The 24289-nt window shown below is 72.6% G+C and carries 21 protein-coding genes and 1 pseudogene; 11 read left to right on the plus strand and 11 right to left on the minus strand.

Features of this window, described 5'->3' with window-relative positions; translation table 11 throughout:
• The first annotated feature begins 15 nt into the window (after positions 1-15).
• Positions 16-552 carry a Uma2 family endonuclease gene (locus tag ACZ6TV_RS15790; protein WP_465297871.1) on the plus strand — a complete coding sequence of 179 codons (537 nt, stop codon included), beginning with the start codon at positions 16-18 and terminating at the stop codon, positions 550-552.
• On the opposite strand, the gene ychF is transcribed toward ACZ6TV_RS15790, so the two are convergent.
• The 3 genes from ychF to ACZ6TV_RS15805 are packed head-to-tail and all read right to left on the minus strand — an operon-like array spanning position 542 to position 3684.
• The gene (gene ychF / locus ACZ6TV_RS15795) at positions 542-1627 is read right to left on the minus strand and encodes a redox-regulated ATPase YchF (RefSeq protein WP_465297872.1); all 1086 of its coding nucleotides are present in this window, start codon (positions 1625-1627) and stop codon (positions 542-544) included. The two genes, ACZ6TV_RS15790 and ychF, sit on opposite strands and share 11 nt — an antisense overlap.
• Positions 1628-1636: 9 nt before the next feature.
• A complete protein-coding gene (locus ACZ6TV_RS15800) occupies positions 1637-2803 on the minus strand; it encodes an endonuclease/exonuclease/phosphatase family protein (RefSeq protein WP_465297873.1) in 1167 nt (388 codons plus the stop codon).
• Between the two features lie 50 nt (positions 2804-2853).
• Positions 2854-3684 (minus strand): sugar phosphate isomerase/epimerase family protein, encoded by an 831-nt coding sequence (locus tag ACZ6TV_RS15805; RefSeq protein WP_465297874.1) that lies wholly within the window; start codon positions 3682-3684, stop codon positions 2854-2856.
• Positions 3685-3717: 33 nt separating this feature from the next.
• Between ACZ6TV_RS15805 and ACZ6TV_RS15810 the strand changes: the two genes are divergently transcribed.
• Positions 3718-4536, plus strand: coding sequence for an AAC(3) family N-acetyltransferase (locus ACZ6TV_RS15810; RefSeq protein WP_465297875.1), 819 nt, complete (start codon positions 3718-3720; stop codon positions 4534-4536).
• A gap of 23 nt (positions 4537-4559) precedes the next feature.
• Here the strand turns inward: ACZ6TV_RS15810 and ACZ6TV_RS15815 are convergent, their stop codons facing one another.
• On the minus strand, positions 4560-5117 hold the full coding sequence (locus ACZ6TV_RS15815; protein ID WP_465297876.1) for a hypothetical protein: 558 nt from the start codon (positions 5115-5117) through the stop codon (positions 4560-4562).
• A 179-nt stretch (positions 5118-5296) separates the two neighbouring features.
• Between ACZ6TV_RS15815 and ACZ6TV_RS15820 the strand changes: the two genes are divergently transcribed.
• The 4 genes and pseudogenes from ACZ6TV_RS15820 to ACZ6TV_RS15835 form a co-directional block, all read left to right on the plus strand.
• Positions 5297-6679 carry an AlkA N-terminal domain-containing protein gene (locus tag ACZ6TV_RS15820; protein ID WP_465297877.1) on the plus strand — a complete coding sequence of 461 codons (1383 nt, stop codon included), beginning with the start codon at positions 5297-5299 and terminating at the stop codon, positions 6677-6679.
• Positions 6679-7167 (plus strand): methylated-DNA--[protein]-cysteine S-methyltransferase, encoded by a 489-nt coding sequence (locus tag ACZ6TV_RS15825; RefSeq protein WP_465297878.1) that lies wholly within the window; start codon positions 6679-6681, stop codon positions 7165-7167. The genes ACZ6TV_RS15820 and ACZ6TV_RS15825 overlap by 1 nt, the downstream gene beginning before the upstream one ends.
• A gap of 143 nt (positions 7168-7310) precedes the next feature.
• Positions 7311-9146: a tetratricopeptide repeat protein gene (locus tag ACZ6TV_RS15830; RefSeq protein ID WP_465297879.1), complete on the plus strand. Its 1836-nt coding sequence runs from the start codon at positions 7311-7313 to the stop codon at positions 9144-9146.
• A 24-nt stretch (positions 9147-9170) separates the two neighbouring features.
• Positions 9171-10310 (plus strand): annotated as a pseudogene (locus ACZ6TV_RS15835) (DNA recombination protein RmuC); the annotation flags it as partial.
• Positions 10311-11765: 1455 nt separating this feature from the next.
• Here the strand turns inward: ACZ6TV_RS15835 and ACZ6TV_RS15840 are convergent.
• The 4 genes from ACZ6TV_RS15840 to ACZ6TV_RS15855 are packed head-to-tail and all read right to left on the minus strand — an operon-like array spanning position 11766 to position 15086.
• Complete coding sequence (locus tag ACZ6TV_RS15840) at positions 11766-11987, minus strand: exodeoxyribonuclease VII small subunit (RefSeq protein ID WP_465297999.1); 222 nt, start codon at positions 11985-11987, stop codon at positions 11766-11768.
• Position 11988: 1 nt separating this feature from the next.
• The gene (gene xseA / locus ACZ6TV_RS15845) at positions 11989-13212 is read right to left on the minus strand and encodes an exodeoxyribonuclease VII large subunit (protein WP_465297880.1); all 1224 of its coding nucleotides are present in this window, start codon (positions 13210-13212) and stop codon (positions 11989-11991) included.
• A gap of 9 nt (positions 13213-13221) precedes the next feature.
• Positions 13222-13863: a response regulator gene (locus tag ACZ6TV_RS15850; protein WP_465297881.1), complete on the minus strand. Its 642-nt coding sequence runs from the start codon at positions 13861-13863 to the stop codon at positions 13222-13224.
• The gene (locus ACZ6TV_RS15855) at positions 13851-15086 is read right to left on the minus strand and encodes a sensor histidine kinase (RefSeq protein WP_465297882.1); all 1236 of its coding nucleotides are present in this window, start codon (positions 15084-15086) and stop codon (positions 13851-13853) included. The genes ACZ6TV_RS15850 and ACZ6TV_RS15855 overlap by 13 nt, the downstream gene beginning before the upstream one ends.
• A gap of 110 nt (positions 15087-15196) precedes the next feature.
• On the opposite strand from ACZ6TV_RS15855, the gene ACZ6TV_RS15860 reads away from it, so the two are divergent.
• Genes ACZ6TV_RS15860 through ACZ6TV_RS15870 form a run of 3 tightly spaced genes read left to right on the plus strand, consistent with a single transcriptional unit; the run spans position 15197 to position 19220 of the window.
• Positions 15197-15940, plus strand: a complete 744-nt coding sequence (locus ACZ6TV_RS15860) for an ABC transporter ATP-binding protein (protein ID WP_465297883.1) — start codon at positions 15197-15199, stop codon at positions 15938-15940.
• Positions 15937-18231, plus strand: a complete 2295-nt coding sequence (locus ACZ6TV_RS15865; RefSeq protein WP_465297884.1) for an ABC transporter permease — start codon at positions 15937-15939, stop codon at positions 18229-18231. The genes ACZ6TV_RS15860 and ACZ6TV_RS15865 overlap by 4 nt, the downstream gene beginning before the upstream one ends.
• Entirely contained in the window at positions 18228-19220 is a 993-nt protein-coding gene (locus ACZ6TV_RS15870) for a 4-hydroxy-3-methylbut-2-enyl diphosphate reductase (RefSeq protein ID WP_465297885.1), read from the plus strand. The genes ACZ6TV_RS15865 and ACZ6TV_RS15870 overlap by 4 nt, the downstream gene beginning before the upstream one ends.
• Before the next feature lie 1259 nt (positions 19221-20479).
• Here ACZ6TV_RS15870 and ACZ6TV_RS15875 read toward each other — a convergent pair.
• Together ACZ6TV_RS15875 and ACZ6TV_RS15880 are read right to left on the minus strand one after the other, a co-directional pair.
• Entirely contained in the window at positions 20480-20842 is a 363-nt protein-coding gene (locus ACZ6TV_RS15875; RefSeq protein ID WP_465297886.1) for a hypothetical protein, read from the minus strand.
• 80 nt (positions 20843-20922) lie between these two features.
• On the minus strand, positions 20923-21459 hold the full coding sequence (locus tag ACZ6TV_RS15880) for a DUF4245 domain-containing protein (protein ID WP_465297887.1): 537 nt from the start codon (positions 21457-21459) through the stop codon (positions 20923-20925).
• Positions 21460-21587: 128 nt separating this feature from the next.
• Here ACZ6TV_RS15880 and glpX point away from each other — a divergent pair, with 128 nt between their 5' ends.
• A complete protein-coding gene (gene glpX, locus ACZ6TV_RS15885; protein ID WP_465297888.1) occupies positions 21588-22628 on the plus strand; it encodes a class II fructose-bisphosphatase in 1041 nt (346 codons plus the stop codon).
• On the opposite strand, the gene ACZ6TV_RS15890 is transcribed toward glpX, so the two are convergent.
• Positions 22550-23494 carry a Rossmann-fold NAD(P)-binding domain-containing protein gene (locus ACZ6TV_RS15890; RefSeq protein ID WP_465297889.1) on the minus strand — a complete coding sequence of 315 codons (945 nt, stop codon included), beginning with the start codon at positions 23492-23494 and terminating at the stop codon, positions 22550-22552. The two genes, glpX and ACZ6TV_RS15890, sit on opposite strands and share 79 nt — an antisense overlap.
• A 111-nt stretch (positions 23495-23605) precedes the next feature.
• On the opposite strand from ACZ6TV_RS15890, the gene ACZ6TV_RS15895 reads away from it, so the two are divergent.
• Complete coding sequence (locus ACZ6TV_RS15895) at positions 23606-24289, plus strand: TetR/AcrR family transcriptional regulator (RefSeq protein WP_465297890.1); 684 nt, start codon at positions 23606-23608, stop codon at positions 24287-24289.

Genomic DNA, 24289 nt, shown 5'->3' on the forward strand with positions numbered 1-24289 from the left:
ACGGTGCCCGGCTGGATGCGCGCACCCCGGATCGAGGGGTGGTATGCGGACGATCTCGATCACCTGCCGGACATTCCGCAGCACGCCGAGTTGATCGACGGCGCGCTCATCCTGAGCGGGTGGCCGCGGCAGCAGTGGCACTCCCGGCTGGTCAGCGCGCTGGCGCGAGCGCTCGGCAGGCAGGCGCCCGCAGGCGTCCGTGTCGAGGCGCAGATGACGATCCGGCTCGACGAGCGCAGCCGCCTCACGCCAGGCCTTCTCGTCACGACGGCGGGCCACGACCCGAACCGCACGTGCCGCACCCCCGACGAGGTGCTGCTGGTCGTCGAGGTCGAGTCGCCGGAGTCCGCCCACCGCGACCGGACGGTGAAGCCGCGCAAGTACGCCGAGGCCGGCATCGCGCACTACTGGCACGTGGCGAAAGGGAACTCCTCGCCGGTCGTCACCGCCTACGAGGCCGACGGGCGTCGTTACGCACCCGCCGGCATCCATCGCGGCACGCTGGAGGTCACGGTGCCGTTCGCGGCGAGGATCGACCTGACTACACGTTGAAGCGGAACTCGACGACGTCGCCGTCCTGCATGATGTAGTCCTTGCCTTCGATGCGGACCTTGCCGGCGGCCTTGGCGGCGTTCTGGGAGCCGGCGGTCATCAGGTCGTCGAAGCTGACCACTTCGGCCTTGATGAAGCCGCGCTGGAAGTCCGAGTGGATGACGCCCGCGGCCTCGGGGGCGGTGGCGCCGATCGGGATCGTCCAGGCCCTGGTCTCCTTCGGGCCGGCGGTGAGATAGGTCTGCAGGCCGAGGGTGCGGAAGCCGACGCGGATCAGCTGGTGCAGGCCGGGCTCCGGCTGGCCGATCGACGCCAGGAGCTCCAGCGCCTCCTCCTCGTCCAGGTCGGTGAGCTCCGACTCGATCTTGGCGTCGAGGAAGATGGCCTCGGCGGGGGCGACCAGGGCGCGCAGCTCGTCGAGGAACGCGGCGTCGGACAGGCCGGCCTCGTCGACGTTGAAGACGTAGAGGAACGGCTTGGCGGTGAGCAGGTGCAGCTCCTGCAGCTCCGCCACGTCGATGCCGGCCTTGGCGGCGCCGGCGTAGAGCGTGGTGCCGCCGTTGAGCAGCTCGGCGGCGGCCTTCGCGGCGGCGGCGATCCCGGCCCGCTGCTTCTGGACCTTCGCCTCCTTCTCCAGCCGGGGTAGGGCCTTCTCGATGGTCTGCAGGTCGGCGAGGATGAGCTCGGTGTTGATGGTCTCGATGTCGTCGGACGGGGAGACCTTGCCGTCGACGTGGACCACGTTGGGGTCGGCGAAGGCGCGCACGACCTGGCAGATCGCGGAGGCGTCGCGGATGTTGGCGAGGAACGCGTTGCCGCGGCCCTGGCCCTTCGACGCGCCGCGCACGAGGCCCGCGATGTCGACGAACGACACCGGCGCCGGGATGATCTTCACGGAGCTGTGCAGCTCGGCGAGCTTGCCCAGCCGCTGGTCGGGCAGGCCGACGACGCCGACGTTGGGCTCGATGGTCGCGAACGGATAGTTCGCGGCGAGCGCGTCGCCCTTCGTGAGCGCGTTGAAGAGGGTGCTCTTGCCGACGTTGGGCAGGCCGACGATCCCGATGCTGAGTGCCACGCGTAAAAGCTACAGGTCAGCCTCGACCCAGACCGCACCGTGGTCGGACGCGGCGTGCCGGGCGCTGGTGATCTCGGGGTACGCGTCCCACAGCCGCGGCCGCTTGACGTTGGAGGGCGTGCCCCACAGGCCGCGCCGGAAGACCCCGCCGTCGGTGACCCGCTCCGCGAGCTGCGGCGACAGCAGGATGTAGTCCAGCCGGTTGCCGATCGTGCACGACTGGAAGCTGCCGGGGCGCTCGTGGTCACGGTCCAGCGGGTCGTACAGGCCGGAGAACGCGGGCAGCGAGTACGCGTCGACGAGCGGGGAGTCCGGGCCGAGCAGCGGCCGCAGGGAGGCGTGGTCGGGGCGTTTGTTGAAGTCGCCGACGACGGCCACGTAGTCGGCCCCGGCGGCGCGGAGGCGGTCGTAGATCGCGCGGACCTCGGTCGCCTGCCTGGTCCGCAGCGGGTCGGGGTCGCCGTTGGTGAAGGACTGGCTCTTCAGGTGGTTGAGCACCATGTACAACTCGGCGCCGGAGGGCAGGAGCAGCCTGTAGACGGGACAGTCGCGGCTGAACAGGCGGCTGCCCTGCGAGACGACGTCCACGTGGCTGCGGACCCAGTCGATCTCGATGCCGGCGACGCAGAAGAGGCCGACGTCGATACCGCGGGGGTCGTTGCCGTCGACCAGCATGGCGTGGCCGTACCGGCCGCCGAGCAGCTCGTCGTTGAACTTCACCAGCGACGGGCGGCTCTCGGCCTCCACGACGCAGAGCACGTCGGCGGCGACGTCGGCGACGACCCTGGCGGTCATCCGGGTGGAGAGCTCGTCGACGGGGTCGACGATGAGGTCGACCCAGCCGTTCCAGGACCCGCGCCCGGCGGCGACGATGCGCGGCTCGGCGTCGGCGGGCGCGGACAGGAAGTCGCCCCTGTTCTCGCGCAGCACCGCGAACGCGTCGCCGAACAGGTCGGGGTTGGCCCGCCGGCCGGCGCGGGTGCGCACGAACACGCGCAGGGTCTCCAGGGCGTCGAGCATCGCGGCCCGGTCCTCGGCGGAGTAGACGGGGTGGGCCGCGATCCGGTTGAACTCCTCGTACGCGGACAGCGCCGGCTGCCCCTTCGCGGGGTCCGCCGGGTCGAGGGCGCGGGCCCGGGCGAACAGGTTCTCCACGTTGTACGTCGCCAAGCGCATGAACCGGGACCGTAGCAACGCCCCCGCGGAACTACAGTCGGTAACTTGTCCTACCGCAGCGTGATACCCGCGCCCGCGGTGAGCGCCGCGAACGCCCGGGCCGCCCGGCCGAAGCCCGCCGGGCCGGTCTTCGCCGGGTTCGCGGGGTCGGCCAGGTGCGGCTCCAGGGACGCGAACCCGGTCCAGCCGTCGTCGCGCAGCGCCGTCACCGTCTCGAGCAGTTCGCCGTCGCCCTCGCCGGGGGGCACGACCGCGCCGCCGGCGAACCGGGCGTCCTTGACCTGGAGGTACTCCAGATGCGGCCGCAACATCGCGTAGCCCTCGCTGAACGGGCGGACCCCGACCTGCACGAAGTTGGCGTTGTCCCAGGCCACCCGCAGCGCCGGCGAGCCGACCGACTCGACGACGTCCAGCACGCGGGCGGGCACGTCGCCGTAGACGTCCTTCTCGTTCTCGTGCAGCAGGACGACCTGCTCGCGTTCGGCCAGGTCGGCGAAGGCCCGCAGGCGCCGCAGGACGATGTCGCGCACCGCTTCGGCCTCGACGCCCGCAGGGCGGTAGAAGGAGAAGATCCGCACGTACCGGCTGCGCAACCGCTGCGAGAGTGCGATCACCGACCGGAGCCGGGCGAGTTCGAGGTCGGCGTCGCCGTGGACGTCGGTCTTGCCGATCGGGGACGCGACCGCCGACACCGCCGTCCCGGAGTCGGTGAGCGCGACCGCGAGCCGCGTCGTCAGCTCGTCGTCGAAGTCCACCACGTTGACGCCCCAGGCGCTGCGGACCTCGACGTGCGAGGCGCCGAGCGCGCGCAGCACCGCCAGCTGCACACGTGGATCGTCGTCGATCTCGTCACCGAACCCGGAGAGCACCCACTCGACCATGGCGATCAGTATCCACCGCTAAAATGGCTCGACGTGGAACACGACGCCGTCGCCAGGGCGGCCGTGCCGGGCACCGTGCGCGGCATGGTCGCGCAGCTGGCCACCCTGGGGCTTCCGGTGGGCGCGACCGTCATCGTCCACACGTCGCTGTCGCGGCTCGGCTGGGTCGCCGGCGGGGCGCAGGCGGTCGTGACGGCGCTGTTGGAGGCGCTCGGGCCGGACGGGACGCTGGTCATGCCGACGCATTCGCGGCAGCTGACGGAGCCGTCCGACTGGGGCAACCCGCCGGTGCCGCAGTCCTGGTGGTCGGCGATCCGGGCCGAGACACCGGCCTTCGACCCCCGGCTGACCCCGACGAACTTCATGGGCGCCGTCGTCGAATGTTTCCGGCATTTCCCGGGTGTACTGCGCAGCGACCACCCGACCGTCTCGTTCGCCGCGCACGGTCCGGACGCGGAGCGGATCACCGCCGGGCACACGCTCGACGACGGCCTCGGCGAGGGCTCGCCGCTCGCCCGGCTCTACGAGGCCGACGCCTGGGTGCTGCTGCTGGGCGTCGGGCACGACAACAACACGTCGCTGCATCTTTCGGAGTACCGCACCGCCTCGCCGGGCAGACACCTGCGGCAGGGCTCGCCGATCATGGTGGACGGCGAGCGGCGGTGGGTCGAATACACGGAGCTGGCCGACGACACGTCGCTGTTCGAGCCGCTCGGCAAGGACTTCGCCGCGATCACCGGCGAGGAGCGGGTCGGGCCGGTCGGGTCGGGCACGGCCCGGCTGATGCGCCAGCGGGCGCTGGTCGACTTCGGCGCGATGTGGCTGTCGCGCCGGAGCCCCGGCCGGTCCTGAGACCGGCCGGGGCCTCGCACGACTCAGGCCTGCGCCAGTGGGTTGGTGGTGGGGTCGTCGTAGCGGACGGTCTCGAAGGTGCCGTCGCCGTCGGTGTCGGTGACCGTCACGTCGCTGTCGCCGTCGCCGTCGGTGTCCTGGGAGACGGAGTCGGCGACGCCGTCGAAGTTCTCGTCCCTGACGTCGGTGTCGATGACGCCGTCGCCGTCGGTGTCGGCGACCACCCGGTCGACGAGGCCGTCGCCGTTGGAGTCCAGCGCCGCGACGTCGATCTTGCCGTCGCCGTCGGTGTCGGTGAGCACCGCGTCGAACGTGCCGTCGCCGTCGAGGTCGACCATCCGGGTCTCCAGCGAGCCGTCGCCGTCGGTGTCGAGCGCGATCTCCTCGAGCTGCCCGTCGTTGTCCCGGTCGAGGCCGGCGGCGTCGGCGTGGCCGTCGTGGTCGACGTCGACGGCGTAGATCGTCGAGCCGTCCTGGCCCTCGAGCGTGATGATCTCGGGCTCGCCGTAGCCGGCGCCCGTGGCGTCCGCGCCGGCCTCGCCGAGGCCGCCGGCGGTCGCGTCGGTGTCGTAGTCGCTCATGGTGCTATCTCCATCTCGGCTGGGGGGCCGTTTGTTTGTCGCTGGTGGGATCAACTTAGCCAACCCACCGATCGGGTGAATCCCGCAAACGTGCCAGTGGCGGGTCCTCCGGCGGGGCTCCACGACCACGTCTGATTCCCGCCAGCCGGCGGGTGGACCTGCGGGGCAGGATGGATGGCATGGAACTGGACTTCGAAACCTGTCGCAGGGCGGCGACCAGCCGCGACGCGCGGTTCGACGGGGTCTTCGTGACCGCGGTGAAGTCGACGAAGATCTACTGCCGGCCGTCGTGCCCGGCGATCACGCCGAAGGCCGAGAACGTGCGCTTCCTGCCGACGGCCGCGGCCGCGCAGCGGGAGGGCTTCCGGGCCTGCCTGCGCTGCCGGCCGGACGCCGCGCCCGGCTCGCCGGAGTGGGACGTGCGCGGCGACGTGGTCGGCCGGGCGATGCGCCTGATCGCCGACGGGGTCGTCGACCGCGACGGCGTCCCGGGGCTGGCGGGGCGGCTCGGGTACACCGAACGCCACCTGCACCGGATGCTCACCGCGGAGGTCGGGGCCGGCCCCTTGGCGCTGGCCAGGGCGCAGCGCGCGCAGACGGCCCGGGTGCTGATCGAGACGACCCGGCTCGGGCTCGCCGAGATCGCGTTCGCGGCCGGGTTCGGCAGCGTGCGGCAGTTCAACGACACCGTCCGGGAGATCTACGGCCGGACGCCGTCCGACCTGCGGGTGCGGCGTTCCCAGCCGTCACACGATCCCGGGGTGGTGTCGGTGCGGCTGCCGTACCGCGCGCCGCTGCACGCCGAGGCGCTGCTGGCGTTCCTCGGCGACCGCGCGATCGAGGGCATCGACGGGCGGGACGGTGACTCGTACACGCGGATCCTCAGACTGCCGCACGGCACCGGCACCGCGGTCCTGACCCCCGGGGACGGCCATGTCGCGGCGACGCTGCGCCTCGCGGACCTGCGCGACCTGGCGCCCGCGGTGGCCCGCTGCCGCCGGCTGTTCGACCTGGACGCCGACCCCGCGGCCGTGGACGCCGCGCTGGGCGACGATCCGCTGCTGGCGCCCCTGGTGCTGAAGGAGGCGGGGGTACGGGTGCCGCGGGCCGTCGACGGCTTCGAGATCGCGGTCCGGGCGGTGGTCGGGCAGCAGATCTCCGTGGCCGCGGCGCGGACGGTCCTGCGGCGGTTGGCCTTCTCCACCCCCCTTGAGCTGCTCGAACTGCCGGACGCGGCGTTCTCGATGCCGGCCGCGCGGCGCCGGACGTTGCGCGCGCTGGCCTCGGCGGTCTCGTCCGGTGAGCTGCACCTCGACGGCAGCGGCGATCGCGCGGAGACCGTGGCCCGGCTCAAGGACCTGCCCGGTATCGGGGACTGGACGGCGTCGTACATCGCGATGCGCGCCCTCGGCGACCCCGATGCGTTCCTGCCCACCGACCTGGGGGTGCTGCGCGGCGCGCGGGCCCTCGGACTGCCCGACGACCCCCGCTCGCTGGCCGCGCACGCCGAGCGGTGGCGGCCGTGGCGCTCGTACGCCGTGATCCGACTCTGGAGGATTTGATGTACTTCTCGACTTTCTCTTCTCCCGCCGGGCCGCTGACCATCGTCGTCGACGGTGACGGAGCGGTGCTGGCCAGCGGCTTCACCGACGACCTCGGGACGCTGGCGCTCTTCGTCGACCCCGCCTCGCTGCGGCCCGTCGGCGACGTCGGCGACGCGCAGAAGGCGGCACTGTCCTACCTGGACGGTGACGTGCACGCGATCGACGACGTCGTGGTGCGGCAGAAGGCGGGCGGCGAGTTCCTCACCCATGCCTGGGACGTCCTGCGTACGGTGCCCGCCGGCGCTCCGGTGACGTACAGCGAGTTCGCCGTCCTCGCCGGCCGGCCTCCGGCGATCCGGGCCGCGGCGCAGGCCTGCGCGCGCAACGCGGCGGCGCTGTTCGTGCCGTGCCACCGGGTGCTGCGCACCGACGGGACGCTCGGCGGGTTCCGCTGGGGGCTGCCCGTGAAGCGCTGGCTCCTCGACCACGAGGCTTCTGTCGCCTAATTGACAGTTTTGCATTCCCAACTGCGTGAATGGCGGGGTTCACGTACGCGATCTACCGTGGACTGGTTCATTCGTGGGAAGATTCTGGTCACGCTGCGGATCTTTCTCATTGCTGCGGGCGTATGTCGCATAGAAGAGGGCCGATGACTGGCGGACGATGGAGTAGCCAGACCCGATTCACCGTCGTGCTCGTCGGGCTGGCCTTGGTCGCGCTGGGTGTGCTCACCACGATGCAGTTCCGCAGCACCGCCGGCGCGGCCGCCCTCGTGGCGGCCGGCGTCCTGGTCGGGCTCGCGGGCCTGTCCGGCGGCACGATCGTGGTCCGCTCCGCCGACCGCGAGGAGCGGCTCGCCTCCGCCGGCAAGGCCCAGCTCGAAGGCGACGCCGAGGGCGCCTACGACCGCTTCGTGCAGCTCATCCGCGGGCACGCCCCGCAGGCGATCGCCTATCACGAGGGGGCCAACGCCGCGCTGTACGAGGCGGCCGGGCGGGAAGGCCAGAAGCTCCAGCCGGTGTTCGGGTACTTCCTCGGGCCGATCGCCATGTCGGAGTCGCACATCATCGTCGACATCCGCGCCGGCACAGGCTTCTCCATCGCGCGCATGCAGAGCACGTATCAGGCGCTCCTCGTCGGCCAGACCGCCGCGTTCCAGGCGGCGCTGGTCATCGTCAACGCCTCACCCGACGACTCGATCCTCAGTTCGGTCCGGCAGCTGAGCATCGCCCTGGACCGGCCGGTGATCGCCGTCGCGTGGCGCCTCGGCGACCAGAGCGACGGCATCTCCGACGCGATCGTCGCCCTCAAGCGGGAGCTGCGCCGCCGCGGGCTGGAGTCGCCGATCGACGTGCCGGAGGTGGTCCTGCAGCCGGCGACGAACGTGCCGGCGGACCGGTTCGTGCCCGAGCGCTTCTCGCCCGACTCGTTCGAGCCGGAGCCCGATCCGTATGTGGACGACGACATCTTCGAGCCGCAGCAGGCCGTGCGTATCCCGACCCATCCCGTGCCCCCTCCCCCGCCGAAGCCGCCGGTCATGCGGCCCGCGGCCGCTTCGATCCCGGTGCAGCGGGACCTGCCGCCGCCCGCGGCCGACCCCGTCGAGTGGCCCGAGCCGGAGCCGCGCCGCCGCCCCTCCCCCGCCCCGCGCGTCTACGACGACTCGGCGGCCTGGCAGCGGGCGACCGACCTGCACTGGCGGGGCCAGCTGCAGGAGGCGAAGGAGGCGTACGGCGAGATCGTCGACGCCCGCGCGCACGCCCTCGGCTGGGACCACCCCGACACGCTCACCGCCCGCGACCAGCACGCGACCGTGCTGCGCGACCTCGACCGGCTGGCCGAGGCGCTGGTGGAGTGCGACGAGGTGCTCACCGCCCGGATGCGCATCCTCGGCGAGGACCACCCCGACACGCTGACCAGCCGCAGCCACCTCGCCACGATCTACCACCAGCTCGGCGACCTGACCCGCTCCGAGGGCGAGCACCAGCGGGTCCTGGAGGCCCGCACCCGCGTCCTGGGCAGCAACCACCAGGAGACGCTGATCAGCCGGAGCAACCTCGCCAAGGTGTACCAGGACATGGGCGAGCTCGACCGGGCCATCGACGAGCACAGCACCGTCATGCGGGCCCGCGCCCGGCTGCTCGGCCATGAGCACCGCGACACGCTCATGTCGCGCAGCCTCCTCGCGTCGGCGCTGCACCACGCGGGACGGCTGCCGGAGGCGGAGGCGGAGCACCGGGCGGTCCTGGGCAGCCGGCTGCACCTGCTCGGGCCGGTCCACCTCGACACCGCCGTGTCCCGGCACCGGCTCGCCAGCGTCCTGCACGACCTGGGCCGCCTCGACGAGGCCGTCACCGAGTATCGCGCCGCCCAGTCGGTCTACGCCCAGCTCCTGGGAGCGAGCAGCCCGTTCGCGCGGGCGGCGGCGTCCGACCTGGCACTCGCCGAGCGGGCCTCACGGGGTGCGCAGGGCAGCCGGTACTGACTTTTTCTGTCGTACCCCTCGGGCATGCTGATACCCGTGGAACTCCTGCTGATCCTCATCGGGCTCGCCGCCGGCATCGCGCTCGGCTGGTTCGCCGCGCGGTCACGCGCCGCCGTCGATGTGGCCAAGCTGGAAGCGACCCTGCAGGCGACCCGCGACGGCGAGGCCCGGCTCGAGTCGTCCCTGCGCTCCCTCACCTATGAGGCCCGCGCCCAGACCCAGGACGCGGTCGCCGACGCCGTCGCCCCGCTGCACGACGCACTGCTGCGCTATGAGCGCCGCGTCGCCGACCTGGAGCGCGACCGCGTCGGCGCATATGAGTCGCTCCGTGAGCAGGTCCGCGCCATGCACGACGTCTCCGGCGAGCTGCGCACCGAGACCCGCCAGCTCGTCTCCGCCCTGCGCGCCCCGCAGATCCGCGGCCGCTGGGGCGAGCACCAGCTGCGCCGCATCGTCGAGGCCGCCGGCATGCTGGAGCACTGCGACTTCGACGAGCAGGTCAGCGCCACCACCGACCGCGGCGTCCAGCGCCCCGACCTCGTCGTCCGCCTGCACGGCGGCCGCCAGGTGGTCGTCGACGCGAAGGCCCCCTTCGAGGGCTATCTCAGCGCCATGGAGGCCCGCGACGAGGCCGGCCGCACCGCCCACCTGACCCAGCACGCGAAGCACCTCCGCGGCCACGTCGACGCCCTCGCCGCCAAGTCCTACTGGGACGCCTTCGAGCCCGCCCCCGAGTTCGTCGTCCTCTTCATGCCCGCCGACACGTTCCTCGACGCCGCCCTCCAGCACGACCCGACCCTGCTGGAGCACGCCTTCACCCGCAACGTCGTCCTCGCCACCCCGGCCACGCTCGTCGCCCTGCTGCGCACCATCGCGTATGCCTGGCGCCAGGAGTCCCTCGCCCACAACGCCCTCGCCGTCCACCGCACGGGCCGCGAGCTCTACGCCCGCCTGACCACGATGGGCGACCACTTCGCCAAGCTGGGCACCGCCCTGGGCACGGCGGTCTCGTCGTACAACCGAGCCGTCGGCTCCCTGGAGGCCCGGGTCCTGGTCAGCGCCCGGCGGCTGGCGGAGCTCGGCATCAGCGCCGACCCTCTGCCGGCGCCCGCCCAGGTCGAGCTCACCCCGCGCCACCTCCAGCCCCAGGACGCCACTGACCCGGCCGGCTCCCCGGGCTCGGCCGCGCCCGGGGATCCCCTCACCCCGGCGAGCCCCACGGACGCCGCCGGTCCGGCGGACGCCGCGAGTTCCCCGGGTGCGGCAGGTCAGGCGGGTGCGGCGGGACCGGCAGGTGCGGCAGTTCCCGCGGGTCCGGCAGGTGTGGCCGGTTCCGGGCATTCGGCAAGCGCCTCTGGTGCGGCAGGCCTCGCAGGTGGCGCCGGGGATTCCTCCGAACATCGGCGGACTCTCGGTTCGCAGCACGCCGGCTCGCCCGGAGCACCGGGATCGCTGACCCCGCCGGCGCGTCCCGGCGACCAGGCGCGATCCAGCCGGTCGCCGCTCGATGGCGCGGGGGGTGGTGGGCAGCGCCCGCAGACGGGTTCTCCGTGGCACCGGGCCGACCAGGCACCTCCCGCGTCGGCGGCGTCGCGCACCCAGGAGTCCGAATACGAGATCCTGCTCGCAGCCCTGCGCGAGGACCCTCCGCAGTAGCGCCCGCCGCACAACTCTCCTGGTCCGCCACCGACTTCTTCAGCGGATTCCTGCTCCGCCAGTGCCGGCTTCACGGCCGCCGCGTTCCGGCTCCCATCGAGGCGCTCACTTCGCGCCGCTTCGACGGCCCAGCATCGACGTCCCCAGCCACCGCCGCCGCGCAGCGTTCGACTCGGCGTAGACATTCCTAGCCACAGACAGGACGACACTCGCTTCACGCCCATTCGAGCCGCCTGGCGCCGGCATTCCCAGCTGTGAACAGGCCGATCTTCACCTCGCCCGCTCGGACCTCACCGCCGTCGCGTGCCCCTTCGGCCCTGCGAAGACCTACCGCAGTGGCGCCTGTCGCACAGCCCCCTGGTCTGACGCCGACTTCCTCAGCTGTAGACAGGCCGACGCGCTCCGCCCGTGCCGACTTCACGGCCTCCGCGTTCCGGCTCCCAGCGAGGCGCTCACCTCGCGCCGCTTCGAACGGCCCGGCATCGACTTCCCCCGCCACAGCCACGCAGCGCTCGGCCTGGCGTAGACACTTCCTCCGGCCACAGGCCGGACTCGCTTCACGCCGTTCCGGGCGGCCCAGCGCCAGCTTTCCCAGCCGTGACCATGCCGATCTTCACCTCGACCGCTGGGACCTCACCGCCGCCGCGTGCCCCTTCGGCCCCGCGCGGAGGTCCGCACTGCCTCACCTCCTCTGAAGACCGACCGCAGTAGCGCCCGCCGCACGACTCCCCCGGGTCTGACGCCGACTTCTTCAGCCATGGACAGGCCGACCCCCGCTCCGCGCATGCCGGCTTCACCGCCGCCGCGCGCCCCATTCCCCAGCGTGGAGGTTCCTGGCCGCACGCAGCGAGACGTTCGGTTCGTGCTGCTCGGGTTCGGCGGTGGCGGAAGCGGGAGTCTTCGTGGTGCCGGTCGCGCTCCAGTGCGATCTCGCTCGGGGGGCTTGCCGCGTAGGTGGCGCTGTCACTCGGCGGTCAGGCGGGCTCGGGCGGTGTCGAGCCAGCGTTGGCAGACGAGGGCGAGTTGTTCGCCGCGTTCCCACAGGGCCAGGGACTCTTCGAGGGTGGAGCCGCCCGACTCGAGCTTTTCCACGACCGTGGCGAGTTCGGCTCTTGCCTGCTCATAGGACAGCTCGGTCACTTGGACTCCTTCGTCAGGAAGGCGACGGGAAGGGGGCGGCGGCATGTCAGTCCTCATCAGGCCCGGACACGGTGGCCGTGAAGGAGGACTCGGCGACCCGGACGCGGAGTTCGTCGCCGGTGGTGACGTCGGTGGCGGCGCGGACGACGCGGCCGTCGGGGCGCTGCACGATGGCGTACCCCCGGGTGAGCGTCGCCAGCGGGGACAGGGTCCGTAGCCGGGCGAGGGTGTGCTCCAGCTCGGTGCCGGCGCGGTCCAGGCGGTGGCCCAGCACCCTGGTGGCCCGGGCGCGGAGCTGGTCGACGTCAGTCGCGCGGTTGTCGACCATCGACAGCGGGCGGGCGAAGACGGGGCGGGAGCGGATCGCGTCGAGGCGGTGCTGCTCACGGTCGAGCAGGCCGCGCATGGCCCGGTCCAGGCGCTGCTTGGCCTGGCCGATCAGGCGGAACTCGTCGGCGAGGTCGGGCACGATGCGCTTCGCGGCGTCGGTGGGGGTGGAGGCGCGCACGTCGGCGACGAAGTCGACGAGCGGCACGTCGGTCTCGTGGCCGACGGCGGAGACGACGGGGGTCCGGCAGGCGAAGACGGCCCGGCACAGCGCCTCGTCGGAGAACGGCAGCAGGTCCTCGGTGGAGCCGCCGCCGCGGGCCAGGACGATGACCTCGACGGTCTCGTCGCGGTCCAGGACGTTGAGGGCGTCGATGATCTGCGGCACCGCCGAGGGGCCCTGCACGGCGACGTTGACGACCCGGAAGTCGACCGTCGGCCAGCGGCGGCGGGCGTTGGTGAGCACGTCGCGTTCGGCGGCGCTGGCCCGGCCGGTGATCAGGCCGATCTTCGCGGGCAGGAACGGCAGCCGGCGTTTGCGGGCGCGGTCGAACAGGCCCTCGGCGGCGAGGAGCTTCTTGAGCTGTTCGAGCCGGGCGAGCAGCTCGCCGAGGCCGACCTGGCGGATCTCGTCGGCGCGCAGGCTGAGCGAGCCGCGGGCGGCGTAGAACTCGGGCCTGGCGTGCACGACGATGCGGGCGCCGTCGCTGAGGCCGGGCGCGCCCATGTCGACGACGTCACGGTTGGTGGTGACGGTGAGGCTCAGGTCGGCGGAGGTGTCGCGCAGCGTCAGGAAGACGGTGCTGGTGCCGGGCCGGCGGGTGATCTGCGCGACCTGGCCGTCGACCCAGATCCAGCCGAGCTTGCCGATCCACGCACCGATCTTCTGCGAGACGACCCGGACCGGCCAGGGCGAGTCGGACGACGAAGGCGCACCATCCATCACAGCACCCTATCCGCGCAGGTACGCCAGGACGGCCCGCACCCGGCGGTGGTCGTCCTCGTCCGGGGGAAGGTCCAGTTTGGACAGCAGGCTGTTGATGTGCTTGGAGACCGCGGCCTCGGACACGACGAGCGTCCGGGCGACCGCCGCGTTGGACCGGCCCTCGGCCATCAGGGCGAGCACGTCGCGCTCTCGCGGGGTGAGGCGCTGCAAGGGGTCGCGGCGGCGGCCGAGCAGCTGCATCACCACCTCCGGGTCGACGACGGTGTGCCCGGCCGCGACCCGGTCGACGGCGTCGACGAACTCCGTCACGTCCCCGATCCGGTCTTTCAGCAGATACCCGACGTAGCCGTTGCGACCGCAGTCCAGCAGCTCGGCGGCGTACGTCTGCTCGACGTACTGGCTCAGCACCAGGACCGGCAGCGACGCGAACGAGGCCCGCAGCGCGATCGCGGCCTGCAGGCCCTCGTCGGTGAACCCGGGCGGCATCCGCACGTCCGTGACGACCAGGCCCGGCCGCTCCGAATGGACCGCCGCCACGAGCTCGGCGGCCGTGCCGACCGCGGCGACCACGTCGTGGCCGAACCGCCGCAGCAGACCCGCGATGCCCTCACGGATGAGGACCCCGTCCTCGGCGATCACGACCCGCACGGAAGCTCCACGTGCACCACCGTAGGCCCTCCGTGCGGGCTGGCGAGCGCGACGGTCCCTCCCACGGCGGCGACCCTGTCGACGAGTCCCGCGAGGCCGGTGCCCCGGGCCGGGTCGGCGCCGCCCCGGCCGTCGTCGCGGACCTGCACGGTGAGCCGGTCGAACGCGACCGACGCGACGACCCGGGCCCGGCCCGCCCCGCTGTGCTTCGCGACGTTGGCGAGGGCCTCGACGACGACGAAGTACGCGGTCACCTCCACGGCCTGCGGCAGCCGCGCCGGCAACGCGATGTCGCAGTCGACGGTCAGCGGCGCCCGGTCAGCGACCTCGCTGACGGCGGCGGCGAGTCCCCGGTCCGTGAGGATCTTCGGGTGTACCCCGCGGATGAGCTCCCGCAGCTCCGCGAGCGCCTCCTTCGCGAGGTCGTGCGCACGGCGTACCGAATCCGCGGCCGGGGAGTCGTCGGGCAGCTCCAGGCGGGCCAGGCCGAGCTGCATGCTGAGCGCCACGAGCCGCTGCTGCGCGCCGTCGTGCAGGTCGCGCTCGATCCGGCGGCGCTCGACCTCGAACGCGTCGACCAGCCGGGCGCGGGAGCGGGTCAGCTCGACCAGCTGCGGGTCGTCGTCGGCGCGGGGCGCCAGGATCGCCCTGGTGATCGCGGCGCGGGCGCCCGCCCAGGCCGTCATCGGGTACAGGCACACGACACCGAGGACGAGGCCGGCGACGCTGCCCATCGACGTCATCCACAGGGGACTGTCGTCGATGTACAGCGGGCCGCACAGCAACGCCGTCACCGCCCACAGCACGAACGCGACCACGACCGCGTCGATCCAGGCCAGGATCGCGCAGGTCACGATCGTGTAGCCCAGCTCGCGCCAGGTCACCTGCTCCCGCAGCCGGGTCGTCACCCAGGCGACCAGGCCCGGCTGCTCCACGGGACGGTGCGCGTCGGGCAGGTCGACGCGGTCGACGAGCCGGAGCCGCCACCGCTCGACCCGGGCGACGGCGACCCCGGACAGCGCGAACGCCAGGAAGCCGACGATCCCGACCGCGACGATCGTGAAGATCGCGCCGAACGCCAGCAGCGCGAACAGGGCCGCCCCGGCGATCATGCCGAACAGGCCGCCGCTGCCGAGGTACACCAGCGAACGCCACGGCCAGGACGACGTCAGGAACCTCGTCGGCGGCAGCGTCAGCGACTCCAACGCGGATCGGACCGGCACCCGGGTGACGCTACCGACCGCGCGACCCGGGCACGGTAAAGCTGGCGTTACCTTCGACTCTCCCCGCAGCGCGACTGCGCCGGCGCCGCGCGGACGGTTGGCTCGACAGCGTGACGACGACATTGCAAACACGCCAGGCGGTCGAGCTGCACGGGGTCGTGCGCCGGTACGGCACCGGCGAGCGGACCGTGACCGCGCTCGACCGGGTCTCCGTCGGGTTCGCCCCGGCCAGCTTCACCGCCGTGATGGGGCCGTCCGGCTCCGGCAAGTCGACCCTGCTGCACTGCGCGGCCGGTCTCGACCAGGTCAGCGAGGGCAGCGTGCTCGTCGACGGGGTCGAGCTCGGGCCGCTGCGGGAGAAGGCCAGGACCCGCCTGCGGCGCGACCGGATCGGTTTCGTGTTCCAGGCGTTCAACCTGGTCGCGTCGCTGACCGCGGCGCAGAACGTGGAGCTGCCGCTGCGCCTGGCCGGCCGGCGCGCCGCCGCCGGGCAGGTCGGCGCGATGCTCGCCGAGGTCGGGCTCGCCGACCGGACCGGGCACCGGCCGGGTGAGCTGTCCGGCGGGCAGCAGCAGCGGGTCGCGATCGCCCGTGCCCTGGTCACCAGGCCGGTCGTGGTGTTCGCCGACGAGCCGACCGGGGCGCTGGACGCGACCGCGTCCCGGGAGGTGCTGCGGCTGCTGCGCTCCGCCGTCGACCGGCACGCCCAGACCGTCGTCATGGTCACCCACGACCCTCTCGCGGCCGCGTACGCCGACCGGGTCCTGTTCCTCGCCGACGGCGCGATCGTCGAGGACCTGCACGAGCCGCGCGGCGCCGAGCACATCGCGACCCGGATGGCGGCGCTGTCATGACCCTCGCATCGGTGCGGCACCGGTGGGCCGCTCTGCTCGGCACGTTCGCGGCGCTGCTGCTCGGCGTCGCCGTCATCTCCGGCAGCCTCACCCTGTGGGCCGCCGCGCAGCCCCGGGTGCCGGACGCCCTCGCGGCCACGGACGCGGTGATCGCCTCGCCGGCGACCGAGCCCGCCGAGGGTGGTTTCCCGGTGCACCGGCCGTGGTCGCCGGAGGAGGTCACCTCGATCGTCGACCGGCTCACGGCGACGCCGGGGGTGGCCGCCGCGGTGCCGTTCCGGACATTCTACGTGCAACGCCTCGTCGACGGGCAGCCCGTCGGGGACACCTCCGGCGCCCTGCACGGTGGACGCGCGTGGTCGTCGGCGGCGCTCGGCGGGTACGCCATCCGCGACGGGAAACCGCCGGCCGGCCGCGGTGAGGTGGCGGTGCCGGCCTCGGCGGGCGTGCCGGTCGGCGCGGCACTGCCGGTCCTGACCGCCGCCGGCCCCGCGAGCTGGACCGTGACCGGGGTCTTCGACGGCGACGGCTTCTATGTCGACGAGGCCACCGCGTCCTCGCTGGCGGGTGGTGTACGGGCGATCGGCGTCCTCTTCGCGCCGGGCGCGGCCGTACACCTGGATCCGGGCGGCACGGTCCTCACCGGCGCCGCACGGTCCGCGGCGGAGCCCGAGCAGGACGTCCGGACCAGGTGGATCGGCGCCCAGCTGATCATCGCCACGGTGTTCGTCGGCGGGTTCGTCGCGGTGTTCGTGGTGTCGTCGACCTGCGCGTTCGCGGTCACCACGCGGCGCCGGGAGCTCGGCCTGCTGCGCGCCGTGGGTGCCACGCCTGGGCAGGTGCGGCGGCTGCTGCTCACCGAGACGCTCGTGGTCGCGCTCGCCGCCGGGGTGCCCGGCGCGCTGCTCGGCGCGCTGACCGCGCCGCTGCTGGCCGGGCCGTTCGTGGCGGTCGGGCTGGAGCCGGAAGGGTTCACCGTCGGCGTGTCCTGGTGGGCGCTGGGCGTGTCGGTGCCGGCCGGGCTGCTCGTGGCCGTCGCCGGGGTGTGGCTGTCGGCGCGGCGGGCCGGCCGGGTCCCGCCGCTGGACGCGTTGCGCTCCTCCGCCGCGGAGCCCCGGCCGATGACCCGGACGCGGTGGGCGGCCGGCATCCTGTGCGTCCTGGCCGGCGGTGGCGTCGCGCTGCTCCTGCCCGGCTCGAGCGCGCAGGACAAGCCGACGCTGGTGCTCGGTTCGGCGATGTTGTTGCTGGTCGCGGCGGCATTGCTGGCTCCGGTCGCGGTGGTTGCGCTGGTACGGCTGCTGCCCGCCGGACGGGGCGCGACCGGCGTACTGGTCAAGGGGGCGGCCGCGGTCTCCGCACGGCGCCTGGCGGCGGTGGCCTCGCCGGTGCTGGCGGCGGTCGGGTTCGCGGTGCTGCTGGTGGGGACGTTCCAGACGGCCGCGGAGGCGGTCGACATCGAGGACGCGGCGGCGATCCCGGCCGTCTCGGTGGCCGCCGGCGTCGCCGGGGTCCCCGGGCTCTCCGAGGCCGCGGTACTGGCCCAGCCCGGCCGGTCCACCCTGCCGTCGGTCGCGTACCTGCCGTCCGGCGCCGCCGTGGACATCACCGGCGTGCCCGGTTTCTCGGGTTTCTCGGTCCCGCCGGCGCTGGGACTGCGGACCGGCGAGGTGGTGCCGATACGGTTCGCCGACGGCGTCGTGGCGGACCTGACCGTGACGGGTGAGTCGGACACGGCCCAGCTGCCGCGGGACCTGGTGCGGCGGCACGACCCGACCGCGTTGACGCAGGTCGTGCACCTGTCGGGGGCGTTCGTGCCGTCGCCCGGCGCCACCTCGATGACGGCCCGGGCGTACGTCTCACGCGAGGCCGACAGCGAGAACGACCTGGTCGACCTGTTCCTGGCGGTGCTGCTGGGCATCTCGGTCGGCTACACCGCGCTCGCCGTGGCCAACACCGTGCTCATGGCCACCTACGCCCGGCGCCAGGAGCTGGCGACGCTGCACCGTACCGGCGCGACCGTGGCCCAGACAGCGCGCTTCGTGGTCGTCGAGTCACTGCTCGCGGTGGCGATCGGCGTGCTGCTGGGACTCGCCGTCGCGGTGCCGGCGCTGCACGAGGCGCGGGCGGGCCTGCAGGACGAGATCGGAGCACCTGTGACGCTCGTCATGCCGTGGCCCTGGCTCTTGCTCGTGACGGGGGTCTGCGCACTGCTCGCGGCCTTCGCGGCACTTCTACCGTTTCTGCGGCGGGGGATGTTGTCGGTGGGGGCACGTACCATGGCGGGGTGACTGGTTCGAAGCGCGTCCTGCTCGCCAAGCCCCGCGGCTACTGCGCCGGCGTCGACCGTGCTGTTCAGACGGTCGAGGAGGCCCTGAAGCTCTACGGCGCGCCGATCTATGTCCGCAAGGAGATCGTGCACAACAAGCACGTGGTCGGCACCCTGCAGTCCAAGGGCGCGATCTTCGTCGAGGAGAACGAGGAGGTGCCCGAGGGCGCCACCGTCGTCTTCTCCGCCCACGGCGTCGCCCCCGAGGTCCACGAGCAGGCCGCCGCCCGCTCCCTGAAGGCCATCGACGCGACCTGCCCGCTGGTCACCAAGGTCCACCAGGAGGCCCGCCGGTTCGCCGCCGACGACTACGACATCCTGCTCATCGGTCACGAGGGGCACGAAGAGGTCATCGGCACGGCCGGCGAGGCCCCCGCCCACATCCAGCTGGTCGACGGCCCCGAGGGCGTCGACAAGGTCACCGTCCGCGACCCGTCCAAGGTCGTCTGGCTCTCCCAGACCACCCTCTCGGTCGACGAGACCCTGGAGACGGTCGCCCGCCTCAAGACCAAGCTCCCCCTGCTGATGTCCCCGCCCAGCGACGACATCTGCTATGCCACGTCCAACCGGCAGGACGCCGTGAAGGCCATGGCCCCCAACTGCGACGTGGTCCTGGTCGTCGGCTCCCAGAACTCCTCCAACTCCCAGCGCCTGCGCGAGGTCGCCGTCGACGCGGGCGCCGACGCCGGCTACCTCATCGACTACGCCCACGAGATCCAGGACGCCTGGCTCGAGGGCGCCACCACGGTCGGCGTCACCTCGGGCGCCTCCGTCCCGGAGGAACTGGTCATGGAGGTCCTCGACTTCCTGGCCGCCCGCGACTTCACCGACGTCGCCGAGATCACCACCGCCCAGGAGAAGCTCGTCTTCTCCCTCCCGCAGGAGCTCAAGCGCGACATGAAGGCCGACGCCGCCGCCCGCGCCGCCGAGGTCGCCAAGACCCTGTCGTAGCGGTTTCCGGCCTCGGCCCGGGCGGCTCACGCTCAGGGCGGGCCGGGCCGGGCCGCTCGCGGCCTCTGGCCGGGGCATCGTCGCCGTCTTTCCTCGGGGGCGGGGAAGGTCTGACCTGGTCCTCGTGCCGTTCGCATGATCCGGGTCTACTGTCGCAACTTCCGGGCCACTTGTCGATGCGCCAGATGGCGTCGACGTCGACTCCGGGGTGCCGCCACAGCGCCAAGCGGCGTCGGCGGCTTCCGGGACCGCCCGCCGCACCACCATGCGACGCCAACTGCCGGCTCTAGGGCACTGCCACAGCGCGAAGAGGCGTCGACAGGTGCTTCCCGGGGGCTGTTTCACAGCGTCGGCTACCAGCTCCGGGCGCAGGCGCAACACCAGGCAAGTCAGCGGACCACCGGCAGAAGCCCGGGTAAGCCCGCCCGACCCCCCAGCCGCCTGAGCCGAAACCGCCCGCGCAGCACCAGCCCTCGCCGACAGGCCCAACAACTACGACTCGAACCACCCCGGACAACACCTGGTCCGAACCGCTGCTGCCGGAACCGCGGAGGATCGCGCAACGACAGGCGGCATCGGCAGACCGCCGTTCAGGGACCTGGCCCGCTTCCGGACCGGCCTGTCCAGGGTGTGGCTGCCGGCCGACGTTCCGCGGCGCCCAGCCACCGGGACCGCCACAGATCTGGGAAGTGCGCCACCGGCCGCAGGTCCGCACGACTCCCATGATCCGGAAGAGTTTGCGCAGCCAGAGGTGCACAAGGTCTTCCGGATCACGAAAACCAGCCAGCCCAGCGAGCGGCCAGCGGCGCAACCCATGATCCGGAAGAGAAGTTGTCGCTCTAGCGACCAAAAGTCTTCCGGATCACGGAAAACAGGCCCGCCCGACGGCCGGCCGGCACGACCCTCGTGATCCGGAAGAGTTTGCGTAGCCAGGAGTGCACAAAGTCTTCCGGATCACGAAAACCAGCCAGCCCAGCCCAATCAGCGGCCGGCACAACCCGTGATCCGGAAGAGATTTCGTCGCTCTGGCGACCATAAGTCTTCCGGATCATGGAAAACGCGGCGGCGAGCCTCCGGGGATGGCACGCGGATGCGTAGGAGGCTGCCGCGCGTCCTGCGCGCTGGCAGTGCGTCGCGGAGCGGCGCATTGGGGGGCTCCGGGGGTGAGAATCCCCCCGGCGGGACCCGCGCGGAGCGTGGGGCAGCGAGCCCATCGCCGAAGGCGACACAGCGGGAAACAGCGACAGAGCGGGAAACAGCTAGCGGGCGGTGGCTATGACGCTGATCGGGGGGTCGCCGTGGGTGTACAGGGTGTCGACGACGCGTTGGAGGGCGGGGTTGGACCGGACGCGGTCGTACGCTCTGACCTTGATGCGGTCGCGGTCGAAGTCGATGCGGTCCTTGTTGTTCGGCTGGTAGCGGACCCAGGTCTCCTCGCCGAGCATCGGGGCGGCCGTGCCGCGCAGGTGCACCTTGATGGAGGCCAGGAACGGGGCCGCGCCGTCGGGGAAGACCTGGACGCCGACGGTGAGGCGGGTCTGGTCAGGGCCGAGGTCGACGTGTGCGATCTCCCCGCGTGCGGTGACCGCTTTGGCGCCGGGCTTCCGGCCGAGTCCGAACATGAGCGGGACGGTAATCGGCGGGCCGGTGGCGCGCGATCATCTGCCCGACACTAGCGGGCCCGACACCAGCGGGCCCGACACTAATGGAGCGACGATGCCAGGCGTTGCAGCTGCGCGTCGGTGGCGTGGCCGAAGATGATGACGGTGCGGCCGGTGGAGGACTGGGTGAGGGCGCGCTCGCCGGGGCGGCCGTCGTCGTGGCGCTGCCAGTCGGTGCCGTTGACGGAGACCGCGGCGCCGGGGGTGCCGCCGGTGCCGATGATCGACGGGATCAGGGTGGCGGCGGGCTGGGCACTCTGGGCGACCTGCATCGCGCCGTCGGAGGGGGCGGTCACGCCGAGGCGCAGGACGCCGTCGGTGAAGGTGGCCGACGCGATCCGCCAGCCGGGCGGCAGCTCCGAGGGTTTGAGCGGGGTGAACTGGCCGGCGCGCTGGACGGAGCCGTACACCTCGTCGGTGTCGACGGCCGGTGGGTCCTCGTTGCCGAGGAAGCGGTAGAAGCCCACGAGCAGGAAGACCGGCACCAGCAGGACCAGCATCGACAGCGCCATGTCCCGGGGGCGGCGGCCGGCCCGCTCCGAGGACGGGGCAGCGGGGGCAGGAGCAGCGGTTTCCACAAGTACATCGTGAACCATCGGATGGAAGATGCCACAACCGCCCGGTCCGCAGCGACGCGGACCACGCCCGCCTGCCACGATGACAGGTGGCCCGCCCGCCCACGCAACGCCGCGCGAGGAGAGCACACATGAGTCGTGAGATGGATCGGAATCTGGCCCTCGACCTGGTACGGGTCACGGAGGCCGCGGCGATGGCCGCCGGGCGCTGGGTCGGTCGGGGTGACAAGAACGGCGGTGACGGTGCGGCCGTCGACGCGATGCGCCTGCTGATCAACTCGGTGCCGATGCAGGGTGTCGTGGTGATCGGCGAGGGTGAGAAGGACAACGCGCCGATGTTGTACAACGGCGAGCGGGTCGGTGACGGCACCGGGCCCGAGGTGGACGTGGCGGTCGACCCGGTCGACGGCACGACGCTGATGAGCAAGGGGATGCCCAACGCGGTCGCGGTGCTCGCCGTCGCGGAGCGGGGCGCGATGTTCGACCCGAGCGCCGTGTTCTACATGGAGAAGCTGGCGGTCGGGCCGGACTACGCGGACGTGATCAACATCGACGCCGGTGTGGGGGAGAACCTGCGGCGGATCGCCCGGGTGAAGCGCTCGAGCGTCTCCGACGTGACGGTGTGCGTCCTGGACCGGCCCCGGCACAAGCAGCTGATCCAGCAGGTCAGGCAGACCGGGGCCAGGATCCGGTTCATCTCCGACGGGGACATCGCCGGGGCGATCAGCGCCGCCCGCGAAGGGTCCGAGACCGACGTGCTGATGGGCGTCGGCGGTACGCCCGAGGGCATCGTCGCCGCGGTGGCCCTCAAGTGCATGGGCGGCGCGATCCAGGCGAAGCTGTGGCCGCAGGACGAGACCGAGCGGGAGAAGGCGCTCGCCGCCGGCCACGATCTCGGTCGCGTGCTGCACACCGACGACCTGGTCAGCGGCGACAACATGTTCTTCTGCGCGACCGGCGTGACCAGCGGCGACCTGCTCAAGGGCGTCCGCTACCGCCGCGGCGGGGCGGAGACGCAGTCGATCGTGATGCGGTCCCGGTCCGGCACGATCCGGGTGATCGACTCGTTCCACCGGCTGGAGAAGCTGCGCGCCTACTCGCTGGTCGACTTCGACGGCACCCTGCCGCCGCTGGGGATCGAGTCCGAGGGCACGTTGCCGAGCACCGACTGAACGGCCTCGTCCACCGGCGTGTGCGTCAGGCCGAACGTCGCGGTGACCCGCGAGGAGTCGAGCACGAACGGCTTGACGTGCTGGTGGCGGACCTCGCGGAACTCCTTGGCGAACCTGTCGGTCAGCCCGGATGCCCACACGGCGGCGGCCGGGTAGGGGCGCAGGCGCGGGGTGGGCAGGCCGTCGAGGCGGGCCACGGCCGACAGCAGTGCGCGGCCGGTCATCGGGGGCGGCGACGGCACGTGCCAGGCCCGCCCCCACGCCCGCTCGTCGGTCGCGAGTGAGATCAGCGTGTCGGCGACGTCGCCGATGTACGTGTAGCTGTGCGGCACGTCCAGCGCCCCGGGGAGCCACGCGGTCTTCCCGGCCCGCATCGCCGGCAGCGCCATCTCGATGATCGACGAGGTCGGGCTGATGTAGTCCGACGCGCGGGCCTCGAACGTGCGGATGCCGGCGGCCAGGGCGTCCTGCCACATCCTGATCCGGACGCGTCCCTTGTGCCCGGTGGCCGCGAGCGGCGTGTCCTCGGTCATCGGCCGGTCGACGCGGCCGTAGACGTACAGGTTGCCGGTGATCGCGAGGACGGCGTCGTTGGCGGCGGCGGCGCGGATGAGCGCGTCGTTGATCGGCGGCCAGTCGGTCGGCCAGGCGTAGTACTGCGGGTTGACGCAGTTGTAGATGACGCTCGCGCCGGCGGTGGCGGCGCGCAGGGCGACCGGGTCGGCGGCGTCGGCCGCGACGCGCTCGACGAGCGGGTGGACGGGCCCGCCGCCGGAGCGGCTGACGATCCTGACGTGCTCGCCGAACTCCGCGAGCCGCTCCGCGACGATCGTGCCGACGGCGCCGGCACCGACGATGACCTGCATGACTGCCTCCCTAACCGCGAATAAGAGATCACTGCTCTCTCAGTAGAGCACGCGTCACGCCGGCAATGCAAGAGCAGCGCTCTCGCAATGGAGCATGCGACTATGTACGGCATGAAGGCGACCAGCATCAGGGCCCGGGTCCGCGCGGAGATGACCGAGGAGATCAAGACGATCGCCCGGCGGCACCTGGCCACCGACGGAGCCAACCTGTCGCTGCGCGCGGTGGCCCGGGACCTCGGCGTCGTGTCGTCGGCGATCTACCGGTACTTCGCCAGTCGCGACGACCTGCTGACGGCGCTGATCCTCGACGCGTACAACTCGCTCGGCCAGGCGGTCGAGGACCGGGAGCGCGCCGTCGGGCGCGACGACCTCACCGGCCGGTGGATGGCCGTCTGCGACGCGGTGCGGGGCTGGGCGCTGGAGCGGCCGCACGAGTACGCGCTGATCTACGGCAGCCCGGTCCCCGGCTACCAGGCGCCGCCGGACACCGTCGCCGCCGCGACCAGGGCGGTCACCGTCCTGGGCACGATCATCCAGGACGCCGCCCTCCAGGGGCGGGTCGAGACGCCGTCGGCACCGCCGCCGGACGCGGTCGCCGAGGACGTGCGCCGGGCCGGCGCGGCGATCGCGCCGGACGTGCCCGACGCCGTCACCGCCCGCGCGCTGTCCGCCTGGGTGACCCTCTTCGGGCTGGTGAGCTTCGAGCTGTTCGGGCAGCTCAACAACGTCGTGCAGCACCGCGACGAGTTCTTCGCGTACCAGATGCTGGCGCAGGCGAGATACGTGGGGCTCTGA

The sequence above is a fragment of the Dactylosporangium sp. NPDC051087 genome (assembly GCF_055586325.1).